General features: G+C 45.0%; 25 protein-coding genes. 10 read left to right on the top strand and 15 right to left on the bottom strand.

The window, feature by feature from the left end; genetic code table 11:
• Positions 1-28: 28 nt before the first annotated feature.
• From AAA938_RS01240 to AAA938_RS01190, 11 genes are all read right to left on the bottom strand, one after another.
• Positions 29-1,213: an FtsW/RodA/SpoVE family cell cycle protein gene (locus tag AAA938_RS01240; protein WP_338226828.1), complete on the bottom strand. Its 1,185-nt coding sequence runs from the start codon at positions 1,211-1,213 to the stop codon at positions 29-31.
• On the bottom strand, positions 1,210-2,565 hold the full coding sequence (gene murD, locus AAA938_RS01235; RefSeq protein WP_338226827.1) for a UDP-N-acetylmuramoyl-L-alanine--D-glutamate ligase: 1,356 nt from the start codon (positions 2,563-2,565) through the stop codon (positions 1,210-1,212). The genes AAA938_RS01240 and murD overlap by 4 nt, the downstream gene beginning before the upstream one ends.
• Entirely contained in the window at positions 2,565-3,776 is a 1,212-nt protein-coding gene (gene mraY / locus AAA938_RS01230; RefSeq protein WP_338226826.1) for a phospho-N-acetylmuramoyl-pentapeptide-transferase, read from the bottom strand. Before mraY ends, murD begins: the two co-directional genes overlap by 1 nt.
• A gap of 1 nt (position 3,777) precedes the next feature.
• Positions 3,778-5,244 carry a UDP-N-acetylmuramoyl-L-alanyl-D-glutamate--2,6-diaminopimelate ligase gene (locus AAA938_RS01225; RefSeq protein WP_338226825.1) on the bottom strand — a complete coding sequence of 489 codons (1,467 nt, stop codon included), beginning with the start codon at positions 5,242-5,244 and terminating at the stop codon, positions 3,778-3,780.
• A complete protein-coding gene (locus AAA938_RS01220) occupies positions 5,245-7,353 on the bottom strand; it encodes a penicillin-binding protein (protein WP_338226824.1) in 2,109 nt (702 codons plus the stop codon). It lies immediately after the preceding gene.
• On the bottom strand, positions 7,350-7,733 hold the full coding sequence (locus tag AAA938_RS01215) for an FtsL-like putative cell division protein (protein WP_338226823.1): 384 nt from the start codon (positions 7,731-7,733) through the stop codon (positions 7,350-7,352). Before AAA938_RS01215 ends, AAA938_RS01220 begins: the two co-directional genes overlap by 4 nt.
• Positions 7,730-8,641, bottom strand: a complete 912-nt coding sequence (gene rsmH / locus AAA938_RS01210) for a 16S rRNA (cytosine(1402)-N(4))-methyltransferase RsmH (protein WP_338226822.1) — start codon at positions 8,639-8,641, stop codon at positions 7,730-7,732. Before rsmH ends, AAA938_RS01215 begins: the two co-directional genes overlap by 4 nt.
• A gap of 5 nt (positions 8,642-8,646) precedes the next feature.
• Positions 8,647-9,081: a division/cell wall cluster transcriptional repressor MraZ gene (gene mraZ / locus AAA938_RS01205; protein ID WP_338226821.1), complete on the bottom strand. Its 435-nt coding sequence runs from the start codon at positions 9,079-9,081 to the stop codon at positions 8,647-8,649.
• Between the two features lie 391 nt (positions 9,082-9,472).
• Positions 9,473-11,461, bottom strand: a complete 1,989-nt coding sequence (locus tag AAA938_RS01200; protein WP_338226820.1) for a M56 family metallopeptidase — start codon at positions 11,459-11,461, stop codon at positions 9,473-9,475.
• A complete protein-coding gene (locus AAA938_RS01195; RefSeq protein WP_338226819.1) occupies positions 11,458-11,832 on the bottom strand; it encodes a BlaI/MecI/CopY family transcriptional regulator in 375 nt (124 codons plus the stop codon). Before AAA938_RS01195 ends, AAA938_RS01200 begins: the two co-directional genes overlap by 4 nt.
• Before the next feature lie 105 nt (positions 11,833-11,937).
• Complete coding sequence (locus AAA938_RS01190; protein WP_338226818.1) at positions 11,938-12,741, bottom strand: SDR family NAD(P)-dependent oxidoreductase; 804 nt, start codon at positions 12,739-12,741, stop codon at positions 11,938-11,940.
• A 157-nt stretch (positions 12,742-12,898) separates the two neighbouring features.
• Here AAA938_RS01190 and AAA938_RS01185 point away from each other — a divergent pair, with 157 nt between their 5' ends.
• From AAA938_RS01185 to AAA938_RS01165, 5 genes are all read left to right on the top strand, one after another.
• Positions 12,899-14,008 (top strand): alkene reductase, encoded by a 1,110-nt coding sequence (locus AAA938_RS01185; RefSeq protein ID WP_338226817.1) that lies wholly within the window; start codon positions 12,899-12,901, stop codon positions 14,006-14,008.
• Between the two features lie 52 nt (positions 14,009-14,060).
• Positions 14,061-14,807, top strand: coding sequence for an NRDE family protein (locus tag AAA938_RS01180; protein WP_338226816.1), 747 nt, complete (start codon positions 14,061-14,063; stop codon positions 14,805-14,807).
• Positions 14,808-14,818: 11 nt separating this feature from the next.
• Positions 14,819-15,790, top strand: coding sequence for a YpdA family putative bacillithiol disulfide reductase (locus AAA938_RS01175; protein ID WP_338226815.1), 972 nt, complete (start codon positions 14,819-14,821; stop codon positions 15,788-15,790).
• Positions 15,791-15,867: 77 nt separating this feature from the next.
• Entirely contained in the window at positions 15,868-16,335 is a 468-nt protein-coding gene (locus AAA938_RS01170; RefSeq protein ID WP_338226814.1) for an antitoxin Xre/MbcA/ParS toxin-binding domain-containing protein, read from the top strand.
• Positions 16,335-16,793 carry an RES family NAD+ phosphorylase gene (locus AAA938_RS01165; protein ID WP_338226813.1) on the top strand — a complete coding sequence of 153 codons (459 nt, stop codon included), beginning with the start codon at positions 16,335-16,337 and terminating at the stop codon, positions 16,791-16,793. Before AAA938_RS01170 ends, AAA938_RS01165 begins: the two co-directional genes overlap by 1 nt.
• A gap of 78 nt (positions 16,794-16,871) precedes the next feature.
• On the opposite strand, the gene guaB is transcribed toward AAA938_RS01165, so the two are convergent.
• From guaB to AAA938_RS01145, 4 genes are all read right to left on the bottom strand, one after another.
• Complete coding sequence (gene guaB / locus AAA938_RS01160; protein WP_338226812.1) at positions 16,872-18,350, bottom strand: IMP dehydrogenase; 1,479 nt, start codon at positions 18,348-18,350, stop codon at positions 16,872-16,874.
• A 143-nt stretch (positions 18,351-18,493) separates the two neighbouring features.
• Complete coding sequence (locus tag AAA938_RS01155; RefSeq protein ID WP_338226811.1) at positions 18,494-19,261, bottom strand: hypothetical protein; 768 nt, start codon at positions 19,259-19,261, stop codon at positions 18,494-18,496.
• Positions 19,239-19,691 (bottom strand): ABA4-like family protein, encoded by a 453-nt coding sequence (locus AAA938_RS01150; RefSeq protein WP_338226810.1) that lies wholly within the window; start codon positions 19,689-19,691, stop codon positions 19,239-19,241. The genes AAA938_RS01155 and AAA938_RS01150 overlap by 23 nt, the downstream gene beginning before the upstream one ends.
• Before the next feature lie 246 nt (positions 19,692-19,937).
• Positions 19,938-21,125, bottom strand: coding sequence for an RsmB/NOP family class I SAM-dependent RNA methyltransferase (locus AAA938_RS01145; protein ID WP_338226809.1), 1,188 nt, complete (start codon positions 21,123-21,125; stop codon positions 19,938-19,940).
• 89 nt (positions 21,126-21,214) lie between these two features.
• Between AAA938_RS01145 and prmC the strand changes: the two genes are divergently transcribed.
• From prmC to AAA938_RS01120, 5 genes are all read left to right on the top strand, one after another.
• Positions 21,215-22,054: a peptide chain release factor N(5)-glutamine methyltransferase gene (prmC, locus tag AAA938_RS01140; protein WP_338226808.1), complete on the top strand. Its 840-nt coding sequence runs from the start codon at positions 21,215-21,217 to the stop codon at positions 22,052-22,054.
• A gap of 24 nt (positions 22,055-22,078) precedes the next feature.
• The gene (locus tag AAA938_RS01135) at positions 22,079-22,465 is read left to right on the top strand and encodes a DoxX family protein (protein WP_338226807.1); all 387 of its coding nucleotides are present in this window, start codon (positions 22,079-22,081) and stop codon (positions 22,463-22,465) included.
• A gap of 324 nt (positions 22,466-22,789) precedes the next feature.
• Positions 22,790-24,118 carry a site-specific integrase gene (locus AAA938_RS01130; protein WP_338226806.1) on the top strand — a complete coding sequence of 443 codons (1,329 nt, stop codon included), beginning with the start codon at positions 22,790-22,792 and terminating at the stop codon, positions 24,116-24,118.
• A 9-nt stretch (positions 24,119-24,127) separates the two neighbouring features.
• Entirely contained in the window at positions 24,128-24,958 is an 831-nt protein-coding gene (locus tag AAA938_RS01125; protein WP_338226805.1) for a hypothetical protein, read from the top strand.
• A 76-nt stretch (positions 24,959-25,034) separates the two neighbouring features.
• Positions 25,035-25,325: a helix-turn-helix domain-containing protein gene (locus AAA938_RS01120; RefSeq protein WP_338226804.1), complete on the top strand. Its 291-nt coding sequence runs from the start codon at positions 25,035-25,037 to the stop codon at positions 25,323-25,325.
• Positions 25,326-25,348 lie beyond the last annotated feature (23 nt).

Genomic DNA, 25,348 nt, shown 5'->3' with positions numbered 1-25,348 from the left:
ATGTAGGTTGCTCTGTTTTCACTTTTGCTTATGCTGTTCTCAGTCTATTGCTTGCTTTTGGCATTTCGGCGGCAGCCGCAATGGCCTCATCCTGATGATCCCCTCGGCTCACACTGAGGATAATCCCAAGGGCTGTTCCGGTAAATACCAAAGAAGTCCCTCCCATACTCAATAGTGGCAAAGGAAGTCCGGTGATTGGGCCAAGCCCTACAGCTACGGCCATATTGACAAGGGCTTGGATCACCAGGGCAAAACTCAGCCCGGCGGAAAGCAAGCCTCCAAAGGCTTTGTTGGAATTGACCACGATACGCATGCCCCGATACAGGAGTGCGAGGTAGAGGAAAAGCACAGTAGCTCCTCCGATCAATCCGTATTCTTCGATGATGATGGCGTAGATAAAATCCGAGTAAGGGTGTGGGAGAGAATTTCTCTGCTCACTGTTACCCGGACCTTTTCCAGTCACCCCGCCTGTGGCAATGGCGATATAGGACTGCTCCGCCTGAAAAGGAATCTTGCTGTCATCCACTCTGGATTCTCTAAAGTCCTCGATTCGGCTAAGGAAAGTATCTCCCCGCTGTCCGAAAAGCACCGCTCCTCCCAAACCGATGACTCCGATCAAAATCACCAAACCAATGAACTTCACCGGAACTCTTCCGATAAACATGATCAAAAGACAGGTCATCAGGAGCAAAATCGCCGTGGACATATTGGCCATTCCAATAAGTCCGCAGATCAGGCCTATGGAAAGCATGATTGGCAGGAATGTGCCGGCAAAGTCTTTGATATTTCTCTGCTTTGTGGCCAACATTGCAGCCAAGGCAGCGATAAGGGACAGCTTAGCCAAATCAGATGGCTGAAAAGCCTGATTGATCACCGGTATGGTCAACCAACGGTTGGCCTCATTGATATTGGAGCCAAAGAGGTAGGTAAATAACAAAAGCGGAATAGATAAATACATGAAAAGACGGGCGTAAAGCGCGTACTTTCTGTAGGGCATCTTATGCGCCAGCCACATCACGAAAAGGGAAAGGAAAACCAGGAAAGAGTGTCTGAAAAGATACAGCTCGGTGTTTCCTCCCGCTGTCTTGTAAGCCAGAGTTCCCGTTGCGGAATACACAACCAGGATGCTGAACAGAGACAGCAGAATCACGATCGCCCAAATGATGGGATCTCCCTTGAAATGCTCATCAATCCATGCTTTCAGCTGGTTCATGCGTTTTCCTTTTCTTTTAGTGCCAAAACAGCAGCTCTAAACTGCTCGCCTCGGTCCTCGTAATTCCTGAATAAATCAAAACTTGCACAGGCTGGAGAAAGCAAAACCACTTCCCCTTCCTGGGCTTTTTCCTGAGCCAAATACACGGCCTCCCGGATATCTTCCGTCTCCACTATCGTCTCAATGGCCTCAGAGAAGGCTTTTTTCAATTTCGAATTGTCCTTTCCCAAACAGATCAAAGTCTTCACCTTGCCCTTTTCCACCAAGGGAAGAAGCGTGCTATAGTCATTTCCTTTGTCCACTCCGCCTGCAATCCAAATCATCGGCTCTGTATAGCTTCCCAAAGCGTAGAAAGTGGACTCTACATTGGTGCCTTTGGAATCGTTGATGTAGCGGACTCCATTCAATACCCGCACTTCCTCCATGCGATGGGGGGCATTTTTGAATGTGGGGAAACCACTTTTCAACTGCTCCTCGGTAACTCCTGCCAGCATCGCTGCGGTCCCGGCAAAGAGGGCATTGAGCAAATTATGCTTGCCCTGAATCGGGAGCAGGTCCACAGGAATGGAAGCTCGCTTTCCGGAAATCCGGATTTCAAGCGTTTCACCATCAGAATAACCACCTTTTTCTTGAGTTTCGATAAGGGAAATCCAATAGGAGGAGGCTTTGCATGGCTTCTTGGAATATCCCCGCTGAGAATAAGGATCCTCTTTGTAGAAGATCGCTTTCTGCCGGGCATTCATTTGCCGGAACAGGCTCATCTTGGACAGGATGTATTTGTCCATCTGATACTCGTATCGGTCCAGATGATCCGGAGTAATATTGGTCAAAAGGGCAATTTCCGGCTGGAATACCACCATCCCGTCAATCTGAAAGCTGGAAACTTCCAAAACCCACCATGCGTGATCTCCTTCGATGAGCTGTGCAGCCCAGCTTTTCCCCACATTACCTGCCAATCCCACATCCATTCCTGCCTCTTTCATCAAATGGTAGGTCAGGAGTGTAGTTGTTGTTTTTCCATTGGTGCCCGTGATGGCAATGACTTTCCCTTTGCTAAATCGGAAAGCAAATTCCAGTTCGTCGATGACAGGCACTCCCTGCTCCGTGGCCTTTTTGACCAAATGAGCTGAGGAAGGAATCCCCGGACTTTTGATAATCCAGTCGCTGGAGAGGATTTCGTCCTCGGTATGTCCTCCTTCTTCAAAAGGTATGTTTGCCTGCTTGAGGCTGTCTTTTCTCTGGGCTGAAATCTGACCAGAATCCGATACCCATACGGCAAAGCCTTCCCGCTTGGCAAGCAATGCTGCTCCCAATCCGCTTTCTCCGGCTCCGAGTATGGCGATCTTTTTCATTATCTCAGTTTCAGTGTGGCCAAGGTGATCACCGCCAGCAAAATGCCGACGATCCAGAAGCGGGTCACAATTTTCGCTTCTTGGATTCCCTTCTTTTGGTAGTGATGGTGAAGTGGGGACATCAGGAAAATCCTTCTGCCCTCTCCGTATTTTCTTTTGGTGTATTTGAAGTAGCTGACCTGAAGCATGACACTCACATTTTCAATCAGGAAAATGCCGCACATGATTGGGATCAAGAGTTCTTTTCTCAGAGTGAGTGCCAAAACAGCGATCACTCCACCCAGCATCAGGGAACCGGTATCACCCATGAATACCTGAGCCGGATAGGCATTGTACCAGAGGAAGCCCACGCAGGCCCCGATAAATGCTGAAGCAAAAATCACCAGCTCCCCGGAGTTGGGGATGTACATGATGTTGAGGTATTGGGAGAAAATGGCATTGCCGCTCAGGTAAGCGAAAATGGCTATTGTCAAACCGATAATCGCCGAAGTACCCGCAGCCAGACCGTCGATTCCATCTGTGATATTGGCTCCGTTAGATACCGCGGTGATAATGAAAATCACCACGAGGATGTAGAGAATCGGAGTCATGCTTTCCCCCAAGAAGCCCAATAGATTTTCGTAATTCAGCTCATTGTTTTTGACAAAAGGAATGGTCGTTTTCAGTGCTTTCACATCTTGGAAAGCCGGTGTCTCCACTACTCCACTTTCTACAGAAACAGGAGTGGAAAACTCTCTTACGACTACATCATCGTTGAAGTAAAGGGTAGTGCCCACGATGATTCCGATTCCTATTTGACCGACGATTTTGAATCGGCCTTTGAGTCCTTCTTTGTTTTTTCTAAATACCTTGATGTAATCATCCAAAAAGCCAATCAACCCCAGCCAAACCGTGGTGATCAATAAGAGGATGACATAAATATTTTTCAGGTTGGCAAAAAGAAGGGTCGGAATCAGGATGGCGGCAATCATCATCAGACCTCCCATGGTAGGGGTGCCTTTCTTCTGCGCTTGCCCTTCGAGACCCAAATCACGGACCGTCTCACCAATCTGTCTTCTTCGAATCCATTCGATGATGGCCTTGCCAAAAGTTATGGTAATGATCAGGGAAAACACCGCTGCCATTCCCGCACGGAACGAGATATATCGGAACACTCCCGTACCCGGGATGTCCAAAACTCGATCTAAGTAGTCAAAAATGGGGTATAGCATTTTAGCGGTTGGTTGAGAATTGATTTAAGATTTCGGTCACAGTCTCGGCATCGTCGAAATGATGCTTTACTCCTTTGATTTCCTGATAGTCTTCGTGCCCCTTGCCTGCAATGAGAATGATATCCCCTTTTTGGCAGAGCATGACAGCGGTTTTGATCGCTTCTTTTCGGTCCTCGATGGTCAGAGTTTTTCTCATTTCGCTTGGGCCTATTCCAGCCTGCATATCCCTGAGGATATCCATAGGCTCTTCGAATCGGGGATTGTCAGAGGTCAAAATCACTTTATCGCTTTCCTTCACGGCAATCTTTGCCATGGCAGGACGCTTGGTCTTGTCTCGATTTCCTCCACAGCCCACCACGGTGATCAGCTGTTCATTTCCTGTGCGTACCTGATTGATGGTCTTCAGGACATTTTCGAGTGCATCAGGTGTATGGGCATAATCCACGATGGCCGTGACTCCACCCTTGGAGATTCGGTCAAATCTTCCTTTGGCACCACGGATTACAGACAATTCACGGAGGACTTCCTCCTCTTCTTCTCCCAGGAGAACAGCCACTCCATACACAGCCAAGAGATTGTAGGCATTGAAAGCCCCGATCAGCCTAAACCAGATGGATTTTCCATTGATATCCAGCTCAAGACCTTCCAGGGTATTGGAGAGGATTTTGGCTTTGAAGTCAGCAGCGGATTTCAGTGCGAAGGTTTGGAGTGTAGCCTTGCAGTTTTGAAGCATGACCATGCCTCGTTTATCATCTGCATTGACCAAGGCAAAAGAATCCTTGGGAAGCTCATCGAAGAGTTTCTTTTTGGCTTTGATATACTCATCGAATGTCCCATGGTAGTCCAAATGGTCATGAGAAATATTGGTAAATACTGCACCTGCAAGCTTGAGTCCGGCAATTCTTTCCTGAACAATAGCATGGCTACTTGCTTCCATGAAGCAATAGGTGCAGCCTTCATCCACCATCTGCTTGAGCAATCTTTGCACGCTCACAGAATCAGGTGTGGTATGTGTAGCCGGGATGATCTTCTCGTTTATTCTGTTTTCTACTGTGGACAAAAGGCCTGTGGAATAACCCATAGCCACAAAAAGCTGGTGGAGAAGGGTCACAGTTGTGGTCTTCCCGTTGGTACCAGTCACGGCCACTACTTTGATTTTGTCGGAAGGATTTCCAAAAAAGTTAGAAGCCATGATTCCAAGAGCCCTTGCCGAATCGGTCACTTGGACGTAAGTGATTCCTTCTCGAATCTTTTCGGGGAGTCTTTCGCAGACGATGACTCCTGCTCCCTTTTCCAAAGCTGCCTCAATGTACTCATGTCCATCCACCTGGGTACCTGCCACCGCCACGAACGCACAATCCTTGCTGACTTTGCGGCTGTCAAAGACGAGTTCGCTTACCTTCTGCTCCATGTTTCCCTGAGTAGAGGTAAGTGACACTTTATATAATATGTCTTTGAGTAGTTTCATTTATCCAAGCACAAGGTTAATAGTGGTATTTGGGGTAAGCTGGGTTCCGGGCAAGATGGATTGCTGGATCACCCGGCCGGTTCCGTTGTAATTGACTCGTAGGCCTTTATTTTCCAGAATGAAAAGAGCATCTCTAAGAGGCATTCCAGACACATCGGGAACGACAGGCTTATCGGTCTCATTGATTTTGAGATCCACCCGCTCAGCTACAAGAGTGGGCTTTACCCATTCCTCGGCGGCGGGAGATTTGGCAGAAATGCCCAAGTGCTCAAAAATCCCCTGCAGGTCTTCGCCTTTTCCAGCTTTGATTACTGGGATTTTGGGATCACCAGACTCCGCAGTGAATATTTTGGATTGATCCACCGGATTGAGTTCCATATCCAAGGCAAAAATCCGATCGGCGATTTCTTTGAATACCGGGGCCGACACATCACCACCATAAGCAGCAAAACCTTTTGGACTATCAATGACCACGATCATGCTATACTTAGGCCTGTCTGCCGGAAAATATCCCGCAAAGCTGGTATAGTAAGTCTCGGTATAGCGGCCATTGATGATTTTCTGAGCAGTACCTGTCTTTCCTGCTATGGAATAATCCGGATTAAGGATGTTTTTGGCTGTGCCTCTGAGGACTACCCCTTCCAGCAGTTCCTGAAGCTGCTTGATGGTCTTTTCGGACGCGATACTTTTTCGGATGGCCTCTGGCTCGTAGGTTTCTACAAATGAATTCCCTCTTCCCACAGCTTTGACAAAAAGCGGCTTCATCATCACTCCATTATTGGCAACCGCATTATAAAGAGCGAGGGTATGGATAGGATTGAGCTTGGATTCATAGCCAATGGAAATCCATGGCAAGGAGGTTCCATACCAGTCCTTCGCTCCCGGCTTTTTGAAGAAAGGCTTGCCCTCTCCTTCCAGTTGAATTCCGAAAGGCTCCTTGAGTCCTGCCTTTTCCACATAGGCCAAAAACTTGGATGGACTAGAACCAAAGTGCATGTCTACCAGCTTGGAAATGGCCACGTTGGAGGATTTCTCAAAAGCTTCACGGATAGTTATTGTCCCAAATCCTCCACGCTTGGCATCGTACATGGTTTGATTGTAGAACCGATGAGCTCCATTTCCAGTCTCAATCATCTCATTCAGGCTGACTTTGTTTTCCTCCAAAAGTGCCAGCATGGAAAGGAGCTTGAATGTGGACCCGGGCTCAGTGTTGCCGATATCTCCTACTGCGTAGTTGTAGCTTTCGGAGTAACCCTTCCCATTCTTGTTTTTTTGAAGATTGGCCATGGCCTTGATATGACCGGTCTTGACTTCCATCACCACCACCGAACCAAAGGCTGCGTCTCTGTCGATCAATTGACGTCTCAAGGCCGTCTCGGCTATATCCTGAAGATTGACATCGAGCGTAGTGTAGACATCATAGCCATTTTCCGGCTTGATATCCTCCGCATCAAAAACCGGCTTCCAACTTCCGCCCGCCAAGCGCTGAAACAGAGCCTTTCCATCTTTGCCCTTGAGGTAATTATTGAAGCTATATTCGATACCCGCTCCGTATTCATCCTCATTGAGGAATCCCACAGTACGGCTAGCCAGAGAATTAAATGGCTGATATCGCTTTTCTACTTTTTCAAAAATGACACCGCCGCCAAGTCTTCCATCACGGAAAATTGGCCATTTGGCCATTTTTTGCATGTCCTGATAGCCAATTTGCTTTCTATTGAGCACCAGATAGCGCTTTTTGTCTCCCCGTGTATCCTGAATCATTCGCTTGTAGGCGGTAGCTGACTTATCTCTGTAGAAGGAAGAAAGCAACCGGGATAGGGAATCAATTCCGCTCTTGAACTTGGCATCCTTGGCCATCGTAGGATCAATCGCCACCCTGTAAAAAGGCAGACTGGTAGCCAAAAGGCTTCCGTCAGCAGCATAGATATTTCCCCTGGTCGCAGGCACTTCACGAAACTGAAAATTGACCTGCTCCGCTTTGGCTCTCCATTTTTCACCCTGCTGAAACTGTACCACGGCAATTCGGTAAGGAATGGCACACGCAGCCAACGCCACCAGGATGAAAACCACCCTCACTCGGAGCACTATGGAGCGTTTGATATTCACTTTTTCACTTCGATTTTTACCGGTGGTTGATTCAATTCATAGAGTTCGTACTGAGCGACACGCTTGGCCACTTCGGACTGCATGCTGCTCTGCATATATTCTGCCTCGAGCGTAGTGACATCGGCACGGATGTCTTCTACTTCTTGCTGGGCTTTTTCGATTTTTCTCACCATGTTTTCAGCCCGGTGATTGCTGTAGATGTAGAGCAGAGCCAATACGGTAAGAAAAGCGACAGGCGGCACAAACTGCACCGGAACCCCTTCGCCCAAAATCCGCGTCACGTCCAACTTCTCCTCCATCCAGGTGAAAATGGTCTTTCGGGGACCTCCTTTGGGGCTGTTCCCGGCTTTAAGCTTCTTCTTAAAGGTGTTCTGACTCATTTCCCTATCTTTTTTGCAATTCTCAATTTTGCGCTCCTCGCTCTGGGATTGGAAGCTACTTCTGCCTCATCGGCTACGATAGCACCCCGGCTTACCGGCTCCAGCGGCCGAAGGAGATTTCCATAGAAATCCTTTTCTACTTCTCCCTGAAACTTCCCCTTGGTGATTAGATTTTTGACCAGTCTGTCCTCAAGACTATGGTAGCTCATCACCACCAGCCTTCCTTCAGGCTTCAATAGTTCTACCGCACTCAGAAGCATTTCCTCCAAGGCACCCATCTCGTCATTGACTTCTATGCGAAGCCCCTGAAACACCTGAGCGAAGTACTTGAACTCTTTCCCTCTGGGAGCAAACTTTTTCAGGAAGGCGGTAAAGCCTTCCGTCGTATCAAATGGTCTGGCTGCGCGTTCGGCTACCACCGCCTGAGCCAAAGTTTTGGCATTTTTCACCTCCCCATACATCCCAAAAAGCCGGTGCAATCGGGACTCTTCGTAGGTGTTGAGCACCTCTTTGGCCGTAAGTGGAGCGGATTGATTCATCCGCATATCCAAGCTGCCGCTGAACCGGGTGGAAAATCCCCTGCTTGGCTCATCGATCTGATGAGAAGAAATCCCCAAGTCCGCCAAAATCCCGTCTACCTGCTTCACTCCATAGAGCCTGAGGTAGCGACGAATATCTCTGAAATTGGCCTCGATCAGTGTAAACCGATCATCATTTGGGACGTTGGCCACAGCGTCAGCATCCTGATCAAAAGCGTAAAGGTGACCTCGGTCCAGATTTTTCAGGATTTCCCGAGAGTGTCCCCCTCCACCAAAGGTGACGTCGACATAAATCCCGTTGGGATTAATAGCCAAGCCTTCAGTGCATTGGTCAAGCATCACTGGAATATGGTACACAGACTCTGTCATGACGGTCAGGAGAGAAACTTTTCCATTTGGCCAGACACTTCAGCCGGATCAGGAATCACAAACTTTTGGTATTGCTCTGGATTCCAAAATTCTATCCGGATTCCATTCCCCACGACCACTACATCCTTCTCCAGTTTGGCATAGGTTTGGTAAGTCTTGGGGATAAGCAATCGACCTGCACTGTCCAACTCTACCTCGACGACAGTACTGAAAAAAGAGCGCTGAAATGTCCGCTGCTCCAGATTATGGATATTGAGCGCTTTGACTTTGTTCTCCAGCTTTCTGTATTCCACCATGGGATACAGGGCCAGACAGTAGTCCTCTGCCATACGCAGCATCAAAGTAGTCCCATTGGCCTCCGGGATCGCCGACTTGATCTTTGCCGGCAATACCAGACGTCCTTTAGGATCGAGCTTGGCATCGTATGAACTGTTAAACATTTGCTGACGCTATCTTTTGTAGAGTTTTCTGTAAAAACAAAAGTAAGAAATTGAATTACACAATCTACCACTTTCCCCCACTTTTTCCCACTTTGGATTAAAAGTAGCCAAAAGATTCATCCATGCCAATATTTTCAAAAAAATTCTGAATAAATTTTTATTGATTTTCAAGAGGTTAACACCCAGGTCAGCTTATGAAAAAATGGGCTAAAATGGGGTGTTTTTGAGGTTTTTTGAGAACCAAATTCCAGCGACCTCTTTTCCGGAGTTGAGCTGGGGGTAAAAAGTGGGGGATTTTCCCAAGAAATATCAAGAAATGGTGAATCAACCCACCTTAATAAAAAAAACCTGCCCAATTGGACAGGTCTTTTATAGATCAACAACACACGTTTTAATTTTTCTCTTTGGCTTTTTGGAGCTCTTCTTTCAGCAGCATTTGAAACTCTTCCATTTTGGCTTTATGCTCTTGCTGCCAAACTTCCATTTTCTTTTGAAACTCTTCGAGCTTCGGCTTTTGAGCCTTTTCCCACTCTTTCATTCTGAGCTCAAACTCTTTCAATTTAGGCTCTTGTGCTTCTTGCCACGCCTTCATTTTTGCTTCAAACTCCTTCATTTTTGGCTCATTGGAAGCCTGCCATTCTTTCATCCTCAACTCAAACTCCTTCATTCTCGGCTCAAATTCTTCCTTGAATTTAGCTTCCCATTCGGCAATTTTAGCTTGTCTTTCCTGCTCATTTTCTTTCCACTTTAGCTCCCATTCCTTTGCCCGGAGCTCAGCTTCTTTGGAGAATTCCCTGGCTCGGTCTGCCATTTCTTTGTGCCATTTTTCTCTTTCGGCAGCAGTCATTTTTGTAGTATCGGCCTTAAAAAAGTCCGCTGGAAATTCGCCTAGAAAATCAAACTCCATGGGAAAATCGGGAAATGGAGGCATGGGCAATGCTTCCATCGGGAAGGGAGGAATTTCTCCCAATTCCGGGGCATTCATCTCAAAATCCGGTACTGGGGCGACTTCCATTTCTACAGGGAAATCAGGCGCTGGAGGAAAATCCAATTCCGGCATTTCACTCATTTCCAAATTTTTCAGATTCTCAAGAGCCTTTTTGGTCTTTGGACTCAGGGGCAAAGTATCTCCTTCATACACCAGACGGTCTCCATAGACCTGATAAACTTTGCCATCGTCTGAGGTGATGATCATCGTGTTATTCCCATAAACTTTTATGGTTTCCATCGATTTAGGGTCAATGTAAGTTTTGACAGTAGTATCCTGCGGAGCTACAGAAACAAAAGAAGAGCTTAGATCCAAATCTTCAACAATTGGCCTTGGGGCTTTGGCAGACTTTGGGGTGTCTTGCTGGGCTGAGGCCATCAGCCCCAGACTTAGAAATACAGTGAGTAGCATGGGAATGGAAATTAGTGGGGTTTGTGGATAGTTTTCAGTGGAGTAGCCGAGAATCCGCTTGATTCTCAGCAAAGTTGGATTCCGTTTTTTGCTTGCGGTAAGTGAAAGCTCGGGGGTATTTTCTTTGGAGAAATTGATGACCTCTGCAAGGCTTGTTGCCAAAACTTTGGGCTGAATCCCCGCCTTCAATGCCAAATCATCGGCTGCATTTTCTCTGAGTTCTTTGACGGTCTGACTCATCCACCAATAGCAAGGATGAAAGAAGAAAATCACTTCCAATCCAGAAAGTAGCAGGTGGACGAGGTAATCGTTTCGCTTTATGTGGGCTAGTTCGTGGGCCAAGATGGCCTCCAACTCGAGGGGGGTAAGGTGAAAAACCAAGGCTGCAGGAAGGAGGATGACTGGCTTAAAGGTGCCAAAGGTCAAAGGGGACTGGGCCCCGTGATGGGTTCGGAGATCAAACTTCTTTTGGATTCCCAGCTTCTTGGCAATCCTTTGGGCTACTTGTTGAATCTCAGAGTCAGGCAAAGCTATGGCCTGTTTTCTCAAGCTTCGTATTTCCGAAAGACTATTTGCCAACCGAAAGACGAAAAGCATGGCGCCTAAAAACCAAAAATTAACCAACCACATCAGGTTGTTTTCGATCCAAAAGGTCGCATGAACTATTCGGTTTTCCCAAGAAATCGCTTTGGCTGATTCCACAGGACCTCCCAAAAAGGAGAAGTTTTCTTCCATCCCAAAAGCGGCGGATGGCTTCAGTTGAGTCCATTCATACAAAAATGTCAAACCCACCATGGAAAAGGACACCAAAAGTGCAACTACAGCGAATCCGTATTTGAGGGCCGGGGTTGATCTTTTGGCCAACTTGAGGGCGAGGTACAATACCGCAGAAATCAGAATCAGTTGCCAAATGGAATGAACCAAGGTCCAGCCAAGTGCCTTCAACAGGTGATCAGAAATCCAGTCATTCAATAGGTTCATGAGTTTTCGTTTTCAAGGTTGTCAAGAAAGGCTCTGATTTCGTCAATTTCAGCTTTGGAAGGCTTCTCCTGTCCTAAAGCCTGCATCACCAGACTACTTGCACTTCCTCCAAATGCAGTGGACATCAGATTTTTCAGCAGGGATTTTTGTGTATCTCCCTGCTTGATCACTGGCCGATAAATGTGAGTTCGGCTCGCTTCGTCCCGCTCCACCATCCCTTTGGCATGCATGATTTGCATGATCTTGAGCGTGGTAGTGTATCCGGTATCCTTGACGGCTGCAAGCCTTTCATGGATCTGCCGGACACTAGCTTCTTTCATCTCCCATAGCAGGGAAAGGATCTCCAGTTCAGCTTCGGTGGGTTTGTTCATGCGGATAATACGATTGCTTTCGTACAAAGTTATACGAAGCGTGTCGTAAGTTCAAAATAAATACGATTATTTTCGTATTAAAAAGTGTTAAATGCTCATTTTGGGCTACTTGCGTAATTTTTTGAGGTTTTTTTCTCCTTGCATCTCCAATGATTTACGAAAAAATTCTCCTATAAATGGCCAGGTCCCTGCAATCTTGGCTAGCCAACCACGAGAAGCAGGAAGAGTCACTTCAGCCTTGGGCTTCTCCATTAGTTTGAGAATCGCTTTGACTACATCCTCGGGTTGTAAAATTGGCCCTGAACCGCTAAAAGTCAGCTTTGCTTCCTCAGGGTAATCCAACTGCAGGTCCAGCATGGGGGTATTGACCAGGTCAGGACAGAGTACACTGACCTGCACTCCGAATGCTTTCAACTCGGCGGCTACTGCTAAAGAAAAACCCCGAACCGCAAACTTGGATGCCACATACAAACTCAACCCAGAAACCGGAGCGAGACCCGCCAAGGAAGATACATTGATCACATGTCCGAAGCCTTGAGTTTTCATCTCTCTACCTATTATCGTGGTGCCTAGGATGCTACCCTTGGCATTGATATCCAGATGGTAGTCAATGTCTGAAAGCGCATAATCCGCCATAAAGCCGGGACGTATCACCCCGGCGCAATTGATGAGATGAGAAATGGGGAGGTTCCATTCTTTTGCTATATCCAAGGCCTTATTCCATGTTTGAGGATCGGAGACGCTCCCGGCGAGAATTTTTATAGGCTCTTTTCCCCCAAAAATTCTTCTTAATTCACTCTCTTGAATGTCCAGCAAAATCATGGGGATTTGGGCTGAATAGAAGTGCTGGGCCAGATGAAGCCCAATGCCGCTCGCTGCGCCTGTAATCAGGATAAGAGTGGGTGCCATAGATAGAAGTAAGTAAATGGAAAGCTGGTCCAAACCTGGGTTTCAAATTGGAAATCAGCAGGAAGCTCAATGTAATTTAGAAAACTTCTCCCAAACCTGAACTTCAACCCATTTAGATTAGTTGTATATACATTGAATTTAGAAACCAACAATTATTATGACTAAAACACAAGCACTTTTACAGCCCATTCAAGTGGGTGATTTGGAATTGAAAAACCGGGTTTGGATGGCCCCAATGACTAGAAGTAGGGCAAACAACTCCGAAAACAAAGTTTTTGACATTCATGCCAAATATTATCGTCAGCGTGCATCCGCGGGATTGATCATATCAGAAGGTTCTCAGATTTCACCACGGGCGGTGGGCTACATCAATACTCCGGGGATTTATTCTGAAGCGCAAACGGAAGCTTGGAAACAAGTAACTCAAGCCGTACATGAAGAGGGGGGCAGGATCTTTATCCAGCTTTGGCATGTAGGAAGAATGTCCCATCCGGATTTTCATGGGGGAAAACTTCCTTTGTCAGCCTCGGCGACCAATCCCAATTCCAAGTCATTTACACCGGAAGGATTCAAAGAAACGGTGACAGCAAAAGAAATGTCTTTGGAGGAAATCCAAGAGACTATTCAGGATTTCAAAAACAGAGCAAAAAATGCGATGGAAGCCGGATTTGATGGAGTAGAAATCCACTCTTCCAATGGCTATCTGCTTCATCAGTTTTTCAACTCTACCTCCAATCACCGTACGGATGAATATGGAGGAAGTATTGAAAACAGAGCAAGGATTCTATTTGAGGTGATCGATGCGATCAAGGAAGTGATGCCGGAAAATCGGATTGGAGTACGACTTAATCCCTCCTTGCACGGAGTATTTGGAATGACCATGGATGAGGAGACTATTCCCACTTTCGATTATATCATCAAAAAGCTCAATGACTACGACTTGGCCTATTTACATCTTTCTGAACCATTTACAGATGTAAGCAAGCTGGAGTTTGCAGAACCAAATATTGCAAAGCGGTATCGCCCACTTTACAAAGGCACTTTGGTAATCAACAGTGCTTTTGATCAGGAAAAAGGAAATCAAATCATAGAAGAAGGTTTGGCTGACGCGGTTGCATTTGGCAAGCCATTCATTTCCAACCCAGACTTAGCTGAGCGATTTGCCATCAATGCCCCTTTGGCAGATTGGAATTCAGATACCTTTTATACTCCTGGAGAAAAGGGATATACCGATTATCCCAAATTGGAAGAAGAAAAAGTTGGATAATCACCCAAAGAGAGGTTGCCCTTGCGCAACCTCTTTTTTTTACCTTTAGGATATGTGTTTGGTAGCTCTTGCCTGGAAAGTACACGATGACTTCCCTCTTTTGATCTCAGCCAACCGGGACGAGTTTTTTGACCGGCCCACTACTCCACTTCACCAATGGGAAGAGGGGTGGTATGCAGGAAAAGACCTGAAGGGAGGAGGAACCTGGATGGGCTTTCATCCCAATGGAAAATGGGCTCTCCTGACCAATTACAGAGATTTCACCCAGGTCAGAGCCCCACAAATCAGTCGGGGAAAATTGGTGACAGATTATCTTCAGTCGACTATTTCCTCCGAAAACTACCTGGATCAGGTTTGGGCAAAAAGACAAAATTTTGACGGGTTCAACCTGCTTATCTCAGAAGGAGACAGAATTTTCTACCTGAGCAATTACGGAAATGGCCCCGAGGAACTGCAGCCGGGAGTCCATGGACTGAGCAATGGATTGATTAATGAACCTTGGCCAAAAACTGAACTAGCCAAAAAGCAACTTGGATCTGTACTCTCGAATCCGGATTCAGGCAGTTTACTCTCTATCCTTAAATCCCAGGAAAAGTTTCCCTGGAAACTATTACCCCAAACGGGAGTTCCAAAAGAAACGGAGGAGAATCTTTCTGCTCAGCTGATTCGAATGCCTCCCAACTATGGGACAGTTTCTGCATCTGCTGTTTTGAGAGACAAGACAGGGGAAACCCAAATAACCGAAAGGCGCTTTGGCTGGGATTTCAGCCAATTCAGCGAAACCCTGGTAAAATTTTAATTGATTACCCTATGCAAAGTATTTACGATCTGATCATTATCGGAGGAGGGCCTATTGGCTTGGCCTGCGGGATTGAAGCCGAAAAAGCAGGACTTAATTACCTTATTTTGGAAAAGGGAGCGCTGTGTAATTCGATCTACAACTATCCGGTAAACATGACTTTTTTCTCCACCTCCGACCGCTTGGAGATGGCCGGAATTCCCTTTATGTCTGTAGGGGCCAAGCCCACAAGAACGGAGGCCCTGGAATATTACCGGAGGATTTACTTTCATTTTAACTTGAAAGTCAATCTATACGAAGGGGTGGAGACGCTGAAAAAAGAAGAAAATGCCTTCCTCATCAATACCACTAAGAGCTCCTATCTAACTCAAAAAATCGTCTTAGCCACAGGTTTTTACGACTTGCCCAATCTGATGAATGTGCCAGGAGAAAACCTGCCCAAGGTACTTCACTACTATAAAGAGCCATGGCCTTTTATTGCACAGAAGATATTGGTTGTCGGTGGAGCCAACTCAGCCGTGGATGCTGCCCTAGAATGTTGGAGAAAAGGAGCTGAAGTGAGTATGGTCCTGCTGGGGGATGAAGTCGATGACAATGTAAAATACTGGGTGCGACCGGACATCATGAACCGAATCAAGGAAGGTTCCATCCGGGCTTTTACCCAATCCAATGTAAAATCCATTGAGAAGCATCAGGTCACTATCCAAACTCCTGATGGAGAAGTGACCATCGCCAACGACTGGGTGCTGGCAATGACTGGCTACAAACCCAATTTTGGGCTTTTGGATCAACTAGGCGTAGAATTGAGTCTGGATGAAAAGAGGCAACCCTGCTATGATCAAACCAATCAAGAATCCAATGTGCCCGGAGTTTATTTGGCTGGGGTAGTTTGCGGAGGGCTGAACACCCGGGAGTTTTTCATAGAAAACAGCATTTCTCATGCAGAAGCTATTGTAAAGGACATCGTGTCCAAAAAAGCTTAAACTATTGCAAATAGGAGAATTGAAACTTGCAATTTCAAAAATCGTATGTAAATTGGTAAGAGATAATTCAAAATGCTATGAGCCAGACTTGGAAGATTCGATTTTCAGACGCAGTTCCTGAAGTAATTGAAGTTGGGATCAGGCCCTACCATTTTTTCCAGAGCTCTCCTTCAGTCGTCAATGATCCTACAGAATCATACGGGGTTGTCTTGGATTTCCATGAGACGGGTCAGTTTTTTGATTTTCTGAATTTTACCACCAGTGATATTGCAGAGGTAATGGAAGTGGATCCGAGCACACTTTTCCGTTGGAAAAAAGAAGACAGAAAGCTCAGCAAGGCCCTCACGAAGAATCTACTGGAGATGGATCAAATCATTGCCAAAGGGATCCGGATTTTTGGTTCAGAGGAGCTCATGTCTGAGTGGCTTCATACACCCAATGCGGCATTAGCCCATCAAAAGCCAGCTTATCTCCTCAAAAATCCCTATCAGATTTCTTTGGTTGACCAGGCATTGGAGGCTATTTCTTGGGGTAATATTCTCTGATGAGGTATTTTCGGCTGATCGAAAATCTCCCTGGAAGAAACTCCCTTGGCTATGGCTTGGGGCCGGGAAGATGGAATCCTTTTGGTACTCCGGTGATTTATGCCTGCTCGGTTTCTTCGCTGAATTTTTTGGAACTACTCAGTATCAAGGGCCCCATAGTGACTCAAAGCAGCTGGAAATTGGTGATAATTGAGTTCATGGGGAGTATCCCCGATCTGGACCCAGAGTCATTGGCATCCGACTGGAAAAACAGACCCTATCCTAGAAGCACTCAGGATTTTGGAGAAAGATGGGCAAAAAGTATGCTTTCTTGTGCCCTAAAAATTCCTTCTTGCCGGATTCCTCTGGCGAGTTATCCTCAAGAACACAATCTTTTGATCAATCCCCTTCACCCCGATTTTTCGTCTCAAGTCCGCATATCGGAAGAATGGGACGTAAGCTTTGAGGTCAATCATTGAGAGTCTAGACGGAAGACTAGGGCATGAAAGCAAAAAAGCCCTTCGGGTGAAAGGGCTTTTTTGAAACTGTCAGAACAATTAAGATTTGATGCTGTAGTTGGGAGCTTCACGGGTGACACTCACATCATGTGGGTGGGATTCCTTCACCCCTGCAGCAGTTATTTTTACGAATTTGCCGTTTTTCTGAAGATCTTCGATTGTCTTGGTGCCGCAGTAGCCCATCCCTGCCTGCAAGCCACCTACCAATTGGTATAATACTTCGGAGACAAGCCCTTTGTAAGGTACTCGGCCTACAATACCTTCAGGTACGAGCTTTTTGATATTGTCTTCTGCGTCTTGGAAATAGCGATCTTTCGAACCTGACTCCATGGCTTCCAAGGAACCCATACCCCGGTAGGATTTGAATTTTCTTCCCTCAAAAATAATCATCTCTCCGGGAGCTTCTTCCGTACCTGCCAGCAAGGAACCAATCATAATCGAACTTCCCCCCGCAGCCACTGCTTTGACCAAGTCACCGGAATAGCGGATACCCCCATCAGCAATTACTGGAACTCCCCGGTCCTTCAGTGCTTCAGCACATTCGAAAACTGCAGAAAGCTGAGGTACACCCACCCCTGCAATCACTCGAGTGGTACAGATGGAACCTGGCCCCACACCCACTTTTACTGCATCTGCGCCGGCATCTGCCAAGGCAATGGCTGCTTCAGGCGTAGCGATGTTTCCTACGATTACTTCCAAGTCAGGAAAGGCAGCTTTGATTTTTTTACAGGTTTCGATTACTCCCTTGCTATGCCCATGAGCTGTGTCAATGGAGACTACGTCCACACCTGCAGACTTGAGCGCTTCTACCCGCTCTACGATGTCTGCGGTCACTCCGACGGCAGCACCCACGCGAAGTCGACCGTATTCGTCCTTACAGGCATTGGGCTTATCCTTTCTCTTCAGGATGTCCTTATAGGTGATCAATCCCGTGAGCTTATTGTCTTCGTCGACGATGGGAAGTTTTTCAATTTTGTATTCCTGAAGGATTTCCTCTGCCTGTTCCAAAGAAATACCCGATTTGGCAGTAATGAGGTTTTCACTGGTCATAATCTCCCGAATCAAGCGATTGGGATCTTTGATAAAGCGAAGGTCTCTGTTGGTAATAATCCCTTTTAGGACTTTGTGCTCATCCACCACAGGAATCCCTCCGATATGAAACTCACGCATGATCGATTCAGCATCTCTTACTCTGGAATTGATATCCAAGGTAATCGGGTCAAGAATCATCCCTGCCTGACTTCTCTTTACCTTTCGGACCTGAGCAGCCTGCTTTTCGATGGACATGTTTTTGTGAATAAAACCCAATCCACCTTCCAGGGCAATGGCAATAGCCAATTCTGCCTCAGTGACAGTATCCATCGCTGCGGATACAAGAGGAATGTTTAATCGGATTTTTTTAGTGAGCCAGGTGGAAGTATTGGTGTCTCTAGGGAGAACTTCAGAATAACCTGGGACAAGAAGCACATCATCGTAAGTGAGGGCTTCGTAGAGGAACTTCGAGGAGTTTGGATTCATGGCAAATATCGGTTGTAGGTAACCCTATTTGCCCGTCAAAGGTACAAACAAAAACCATTGCGGCGCTAGCCAAAAACAAAAATAAATGCGGAAACCTGCCTTTTTCCTCCATGGAAAGAAAAGAAGCTTTGGAAAATGGGCTTCTATCCTAATCCCAAGCCTTTGCCCATCAATGCCAAAATCAGGAAAGCCAGACAAAACACAAAGTATAGTACTGCCAGCACGATCAGGGGAATTGGTTTTTCCCTGAAGAAAAACCATCCTAACAAGGGTAATATCTGCAGAGCATGAATCCCGAGAAAATGAAAGATTCGCAAATCCCCGTAGTTCAACGCCCAGCCTAAAAGGGGAATTCCCTCCTGACCATCGGGAGCTCCTATGGTATGTTGGTGCAAGCTTACCATCAGAAACCCCTGATATCCTGCGATCAGAAAAATCAGCAAACCCAATCTCAAGCCCCATAAATAGCCTTTGGGGAGGTGTTTTACACTCCAAAGCTTGATCAAAACCCAAATCACTACCAAGGAATTGACCGTAATTGCCAATCCCATCAGCCCAAAAAGGGCTCCGTCAAGTGGGGTGTCGTTATTGAAGTGGGATATCTTCCCCTGCGAGGCCTGATAGGTGATGATGATTAACTCAATTAGCATTAAGGTCCAAATCGCCCAAGAGATTTTCATAACCCAAGGTGGATTTTTGATTTCGTCCATAATCCAAGCCATCGTCCAAAAGAACACCGAAATCGAAAGGAAGAACTTGGCAGGTTTCATCCATACCGACTGCCCCAAAAGTTCTCGGGGATCGACAAGAGGAAGAAATAAAAGAAAAACACCAAGAAGGAGACAGAATGCCCCTGATTTGGCTAATAAGCCATTTCTTCGACTGAGTTCAGTGTACCAGGTTTTCCACATAGGGTTCCTGAGGAAATTTTCCCATGTAAAAAGCTCTGATAATTACATAAAGCAAAAGTCCAGTTGGCCCCAGCATAAAAGTCAGAAGGAGACAGGGAAGCAATACCCAGCGGTTGATTCCCCGACGATCGGCATCATGACAGATCCACATTCCTACAAAAAGATCAAAGACCAAGTAGTGAATCCATCCTGCCAAAACGGCTTCATCATTTGAAAAAAGAAGTTTGACATTGGCCAATGAATCAAATCCGCCTTGCGGCTCATGCCCAAGCCCCTGAATGATGAAATAAAGGTAGATCAGTGCCAAAAGAGGAAATACAACAGAAAAAAGTGCCTTATACACCCATCTCTTTTGATACAGAACAAACAATAAAACCCAACAAATAAAAGCAATCGAGTTGGCGAAGGAAAAAATCAGCTCTAGGTCCATAACTTAAAATTTGATTAAAATTAAAAAATAAAGACCTGAATAATAAAGGAATAGGCAAATTATTTATGAGAGGAGAAAGCAGGTCCGATGTCGGATGTCCATAGCCCGGTGATTCGGAAAACGGGAGTTGGAAAGTGCTAAGGTTGTAGGATTAAAGTTTAGCAAGAACGACAATGCTCCTGTAAATCTCGAAATTCAAAAATCGTAAATAAGGGAAATTGCCTGATGGTGGATGTAAAGAACAAATCATTTCTTCTGCAATCGGGCGATGTAGAAGCCATCAAAGCCGCTTTCCTGGGCCAAGACTTTTTTGTCCTCGATCAACTCAAAATCCTTTCCAGCTTCACTTTGGAGAAATTGCTTGACCTGCTCCTCATTTTCCGAAGGAAGAATACTGCAAGTGGCATAGACCATTTGCCCTCCGCTTTTCAGCATAGACGGATAGGTCTGAAGAATTTCCTGCTGGGTTTGACGCACTTTTTCAATTGACTCCGGGGAAAGCTTCCATTTGGTGTCCGGATTTCTTCTCAGGACTCCCAAACCCGAACAAGGCACATCCAAAAGCAGTCGGTCAGCCGATTCCTTCAGTCGCTTGATGGTCTTGGTACCTTCGATGAGTTTGGGCTCAAAAATAGACACTCCATTTCTTCTTGCCCTCAGTTTGGCCTGCTGCAGCTTCCACTCCTCCACATCCATGGAGATGACTTTGCCTTTATTTTCCATCAAAGCCGCCAAATGCAGGGACTTGCCCCCTGCTCCGGCACAGGCATCGATCACACGCATGCCCGGTTCGACAGCCAAGGCATCGGCGACCAATTGGGAACTGGCATCCTGTACCTCAAAAAGTCCTTCTTTGAAGGCCGAATTCCTGAAGACATTCTGTCTTTTTTCCAAAATCAATGCATCTGGATATCCCTTGATCATGTAGGTATCTATCCCATCCTCAGCCAGACGATTTCTCAACTTTTCACGGGAAATTTTCAGCGTATTGACCCGAAGAACTACCTCGGCTTCCTCATTGAGGGCATGGATTTCTGCATCCCATTTCTCCCCAAGCTCCTTTTTTCCCAACTCCTGCAGCCAATCAGGGATGGACTCCAAAAGGGCCGGATTGCTCAGAGAATCATATTTTTCCTTGATTTTGGCAGGATTGAGCTTTTCAAATTCCTCCCAGGGTGGAAGCTCATTTCCCTGCATCAGCCAATAGGTTCCAAACAAATCCCAATACCCCTTGGAAGGGCTCAAATAGTTAATCAACCTCCACCAACGCACCATTTCATAGGTAGTCTCAGCGATAAATGATCGGTCCCTTGCTCCCCATTTGGGATTGGACTTGAGGGTACGCTCGATGACTTTATCGGCATATTGACCCTCTTCAAAAATCGCTTCAAGTGCAGTATGCACACCTCGGATGGTATTGTTGTGTAACTTCATGACTGAAAATTGTTGGGCAAAGGTACAAGGAATATTTTTGATGCCGGGAATTGTGGTCTTTTCTCCGAAAAAGCATTTTAACTTTGGCCATGCCTATCTCCTACCTTGACTTTTCCCGTAAACTCGCCGCTCAGCTCCAACTTTACCCTGAGTCGGAAGCTCTAAATCTGGTCGATTGGCTGTTGGAGTATCATTTCGGGCTAAAAAAGGTGGATTTTTTGAAATTTATGGAAGAATGGGATTTGCCCGAGGCCTTTTGGCAGGACTTTGAAAAACTCCAATCCGGCCAACCCATCCAATATATCCTAGGAAAAGCTCCTTTTTACGGAAGGGATTTTTTGGTCACTCCAGACACGCTTATCCCTAGAAATGAAACCGAAGAGCTTGTCTATCTGATCAAAAGCCAAAATCCCAAAAGCGGTCTGAAGATTTTAGATGTCGGAACTGGAACGGGGTGTATTCCTATCACCCTTTCTCTGGAAATGAAAGATCCGGAAGTCTATGCTGTGGACATTTCAAAAGAAGCCCTTCAAGTCGCCGAAAAAAATCGGGACTTGCTCCATGCCAAGGTTGATTTTTCTCAGATCGATATTTTAAATCAAATTCCCAACCTGGAGGACTTGGATATTCTCGTTTCTAATCCGCCTTATGTGCCTCTTTCGGATAAGGAGGAGATGCACCCCAATGTAGTGGACCATGAGCCTCATTTGGCTCTATTTGTGGCAGATTCAGACCCACTTATTTTTTACAGAGAAGTAGGTGAAAAAGGAAAAAGAATGCTCAAACACGGGGGGCTCCTGTATTTTGAAATCTATGAAAAAGCTGCTGAGGCTATCCTGGAGCTATTGGAAAAACAAGGATATGACCGAGTAACTATCCATAAGGACCTTAATGGAAAAGACCGGATGCTGTCGGCAGTTTGGCCCTAAATTCAGGAAAAAATCTTTTATCTCATGAAAAACCAACTAGCCCAGGACTTGGGTCTTTTGCTCGTTCGACTGCTTACCGGAGGAATGATGCTGACCCATGGTATCCCGAAAATCGGCCGACTATTTGGTGATGGCCCGGTTCGTTTTGCAGATCCTTTTGGTTTGGGCCCCGAGGTCAGTCTTTCGATGGCAATTTTTGCGGAGGTGATCTGTTCAGGACTGATTATTATGGGATTCAAGACCCGCTGGGCAACTATCCCACTGATGATTACCATGCTGGTAGCTGCGTTTTATGCCCATTGGAATGATCCCTTCGGGAAAAAGGAGCTTCCCCTACTCTACTTTGCCGCCTTTTTGGGACTCTTACTAAGTGGAGGAGGGAAATTTTCTGTGGATGGGATAAGAAAGTGAGAAAACCGGAATGACTGCTCTTTGTTCCTGTAGTAGAGGTAACAGTAATGGCAATTACCCCATCTGAACCACAATCCAAGATTATTGAAAATAAAAAAGCCGATCATTTCTGACCGGCTTCGTAGTAGCGGGAACAGAGCTACATACCCTTTGTTTTCATTTTGTCTAATTATCTCAAAAAATGGCCTTATTTGCTCAATTTCGAATATTTACAACTAAATAAACTATGTCTAGAAGTAACTAGTCCAAGGAAAAGTGTCCCCCAAAGTGTCCCCCGATTTTGTAATTTTTAGTATATTTAGGTATCCCAATCTAAACAGACGCATGGCAAAGTTCAATTTCTACCTTAGAGAGAAAAGCAAAGACGGAGAGACCCCGATCATTCTTTTTGTAAGCTTCAATTCCACCCGCTTAAAATATCCTACAGGAAAAGCGATTTATTCAAAATTTTGGAATGAGACCGAGCAAGTAGCAAGACAGGTCAAAGACTTCCCACTTTCCAAGGAATTAAATTCCTATCTGAGATTTATTAAAGGGACAGCCGAAAAAGAATTAGAATCACTTCACAACGAATTGCAAAGGCCTCCCTCAATCGAAGAGCTTAAAAAAAGGTTAGATGAAGTCCTGAATCCATCTGATTCAATAAACTATACCAAGGAAGAAAACCGACCTGTCACTTTTTTGGAACTTTTTAAACGGTTTATAAAGGATTCTGAGACAGGTATAAGACTTACCTCCACAGGGAAGCGATTTGATAAGAGATCCATCCAAAAGTATAATACTACTTACTCTGTATTAGAGACCTTTGGAAAGAAGTATAACTTAACCTTTCAGTCAATCGACAAAAATTTTTATACCAAGTTTGTGGATTTCCTAAACAAGCCTATTTACGGCAAAAAAAATGAAGTTATTAAAAAAAGCTACTCTCTAAACAACGTTGGAAAGTACATTCAGGTCATAAAGACCTTTTTGAACTATGCCACCGAGAATGGGTATAATTCAAACCTCTATTACCAAAGCAAACAGTTTAAGGCACACAAAGTGCCAGGTTTTTCGATTTATTTGAATGAATCCGAGCTGACAGACCTTTACAACTTGGATTTGTCTTCGCAGCCACACTATGAGCGCGTAAGGGATTTATTTATTGTAGGCTGTTGGACTGGTCTTAGGTTTTCGGATTTCACATCAATTAGGCAAGAAAACATTGAGGGTGATTACCTTCATATCAAGACTTTCAAAACAGGAGAATCTGTCGTAGTACCTATTCTACCTGCTACCAAGGCTATACTTGAAAAATATAAAGACAAATATCCAAACAGTCTTCCTCCTGCAATTGCCAACCAAAAAATGAACTTCTATCTAAAAGAGATCGCAAAGAAGGTTGACAGCTTAAAGGTTCCCGTAGAAGTTGAGGGTATCAAAGGAGGCATAAAGGTTATCACCAAAAAGGAAAAATGGGAATTAGTTACAACGCATACAGCTCGTAGGTCATTTGCGACAAATGTCTATAAAAGTGGATTCCCAGCAATAAGTTTAATGAAGATCACCGGCCACCGAACAGAAAAAGCATTTCTGCTTTACATAAAAGTCACTCCAGAAGAAAATGCAAGATTACTAATGGAGCATTGGAATAAACTTAAAAAACAAGCCTGATCAAATGTTATGGAAAAATTTGAAGAGGAAATCATTCGTTACACTGAGTTAAATCCTGCCGAAGTTCAAAAACTTTGGTTCGAAAAACTAAAGTTAAATTTAAGTCATGTAATCAATAATTTGAAAGAAGGACCTGGGGTTCGGCATGGTTGGTATATCCCTGATGACCCCATGAAAATATTTCAAATCTATTTTTCCCATCTCAAAAATCAGGTCAAAAAAGAGTTTTGTCTAGATCCCAATCTTTTAGATTCTGAGTTAGATGACCTCTCTCTAAATGATAGAAGAATAGGACAAATCCTATATCCAATAATTTACAAGGGAGATAAGATTCCAGAATTCTTGAGGCTTCCAGATCCATCAGTTCCTGAAGATTTCATTTTAACCTTTGTGGCTAAACAAAATTCAATCTTAGGATTTGAAACTTCGGATAATCAAAAAATGAACAATCCATCAGATCAAAAGAAAAAAATATCCACAGCAATGGATTCTTCGACAAATAGAAAAACTGCTCCTGATCCACAAATTTCTTTAAAAGAACTTTTCATAAAAAAATATGAGGACCAAAAAGAATATGATAAACTAAAAAATTTTCTTTATAAAAAAGGATTGATTTCAGAAGACTATACCACCTGGACAGGTATTGATATGCATGGAAAAATTCACCTGGTTAGTATGGTAAAATACATAGGACTAAAGTTTTTACAGAAATCTCTACATGAAAAACAGGTAATCCAAATATGCATTCAAGACTTTAATGTTGAAGTCTCTTTGGGATCAGTAAAGAAAGGAAAGAGTGAAGATGGGGAATATTTATTTGTTAAGGATTATCCATTTTAGACTATGGTATAATTGGTATAATTGAGCTATTTCCCATGAAATACTTTTGAAACGTTCGAAAATAAATTCAAAAGTAATGGAAAAACCAATCTTACTTTTCCCATACTCAGTTGATGAGTTTCGGGGAATTATTAATTCAGAAATCAATGAGGCATTAAAAAGATTCCACTTAAATCCCTCTCCATCGGACAGCGAAAAACTGCTCTCCCGCAAGGAAGCTGCCCTCAAGCTGAACGTGTGCCTTGTCACCCTGGATAGCTATACCAAGCAGGGATTGATCCAATCCTACATCATAGGTAGACGTGTTCTCTTCAAAGAGAGCGAAATCGAAAAATCATTACACCAAGTCAAAACAGTTAAATATTGATCACGATGACCGCCAAAAAACAT

This window comes from Algoriphagus taiwanensis (assembly GCF_036245645.1).
In the GTDB taxonomy this organism is placed as follows: domain Bacteria; phylum Bacteroidota; class Bacteroidia; order Cytophagales; family Cyclobacteriaceae; genus Algoriphagus; species Algoriphagus taiwanensis.
The sequence above is the reverse complement of the archived record's forward strand: the minus strand, read 5'-3'. Positions and strand labels throughout refer to the sequence as shown.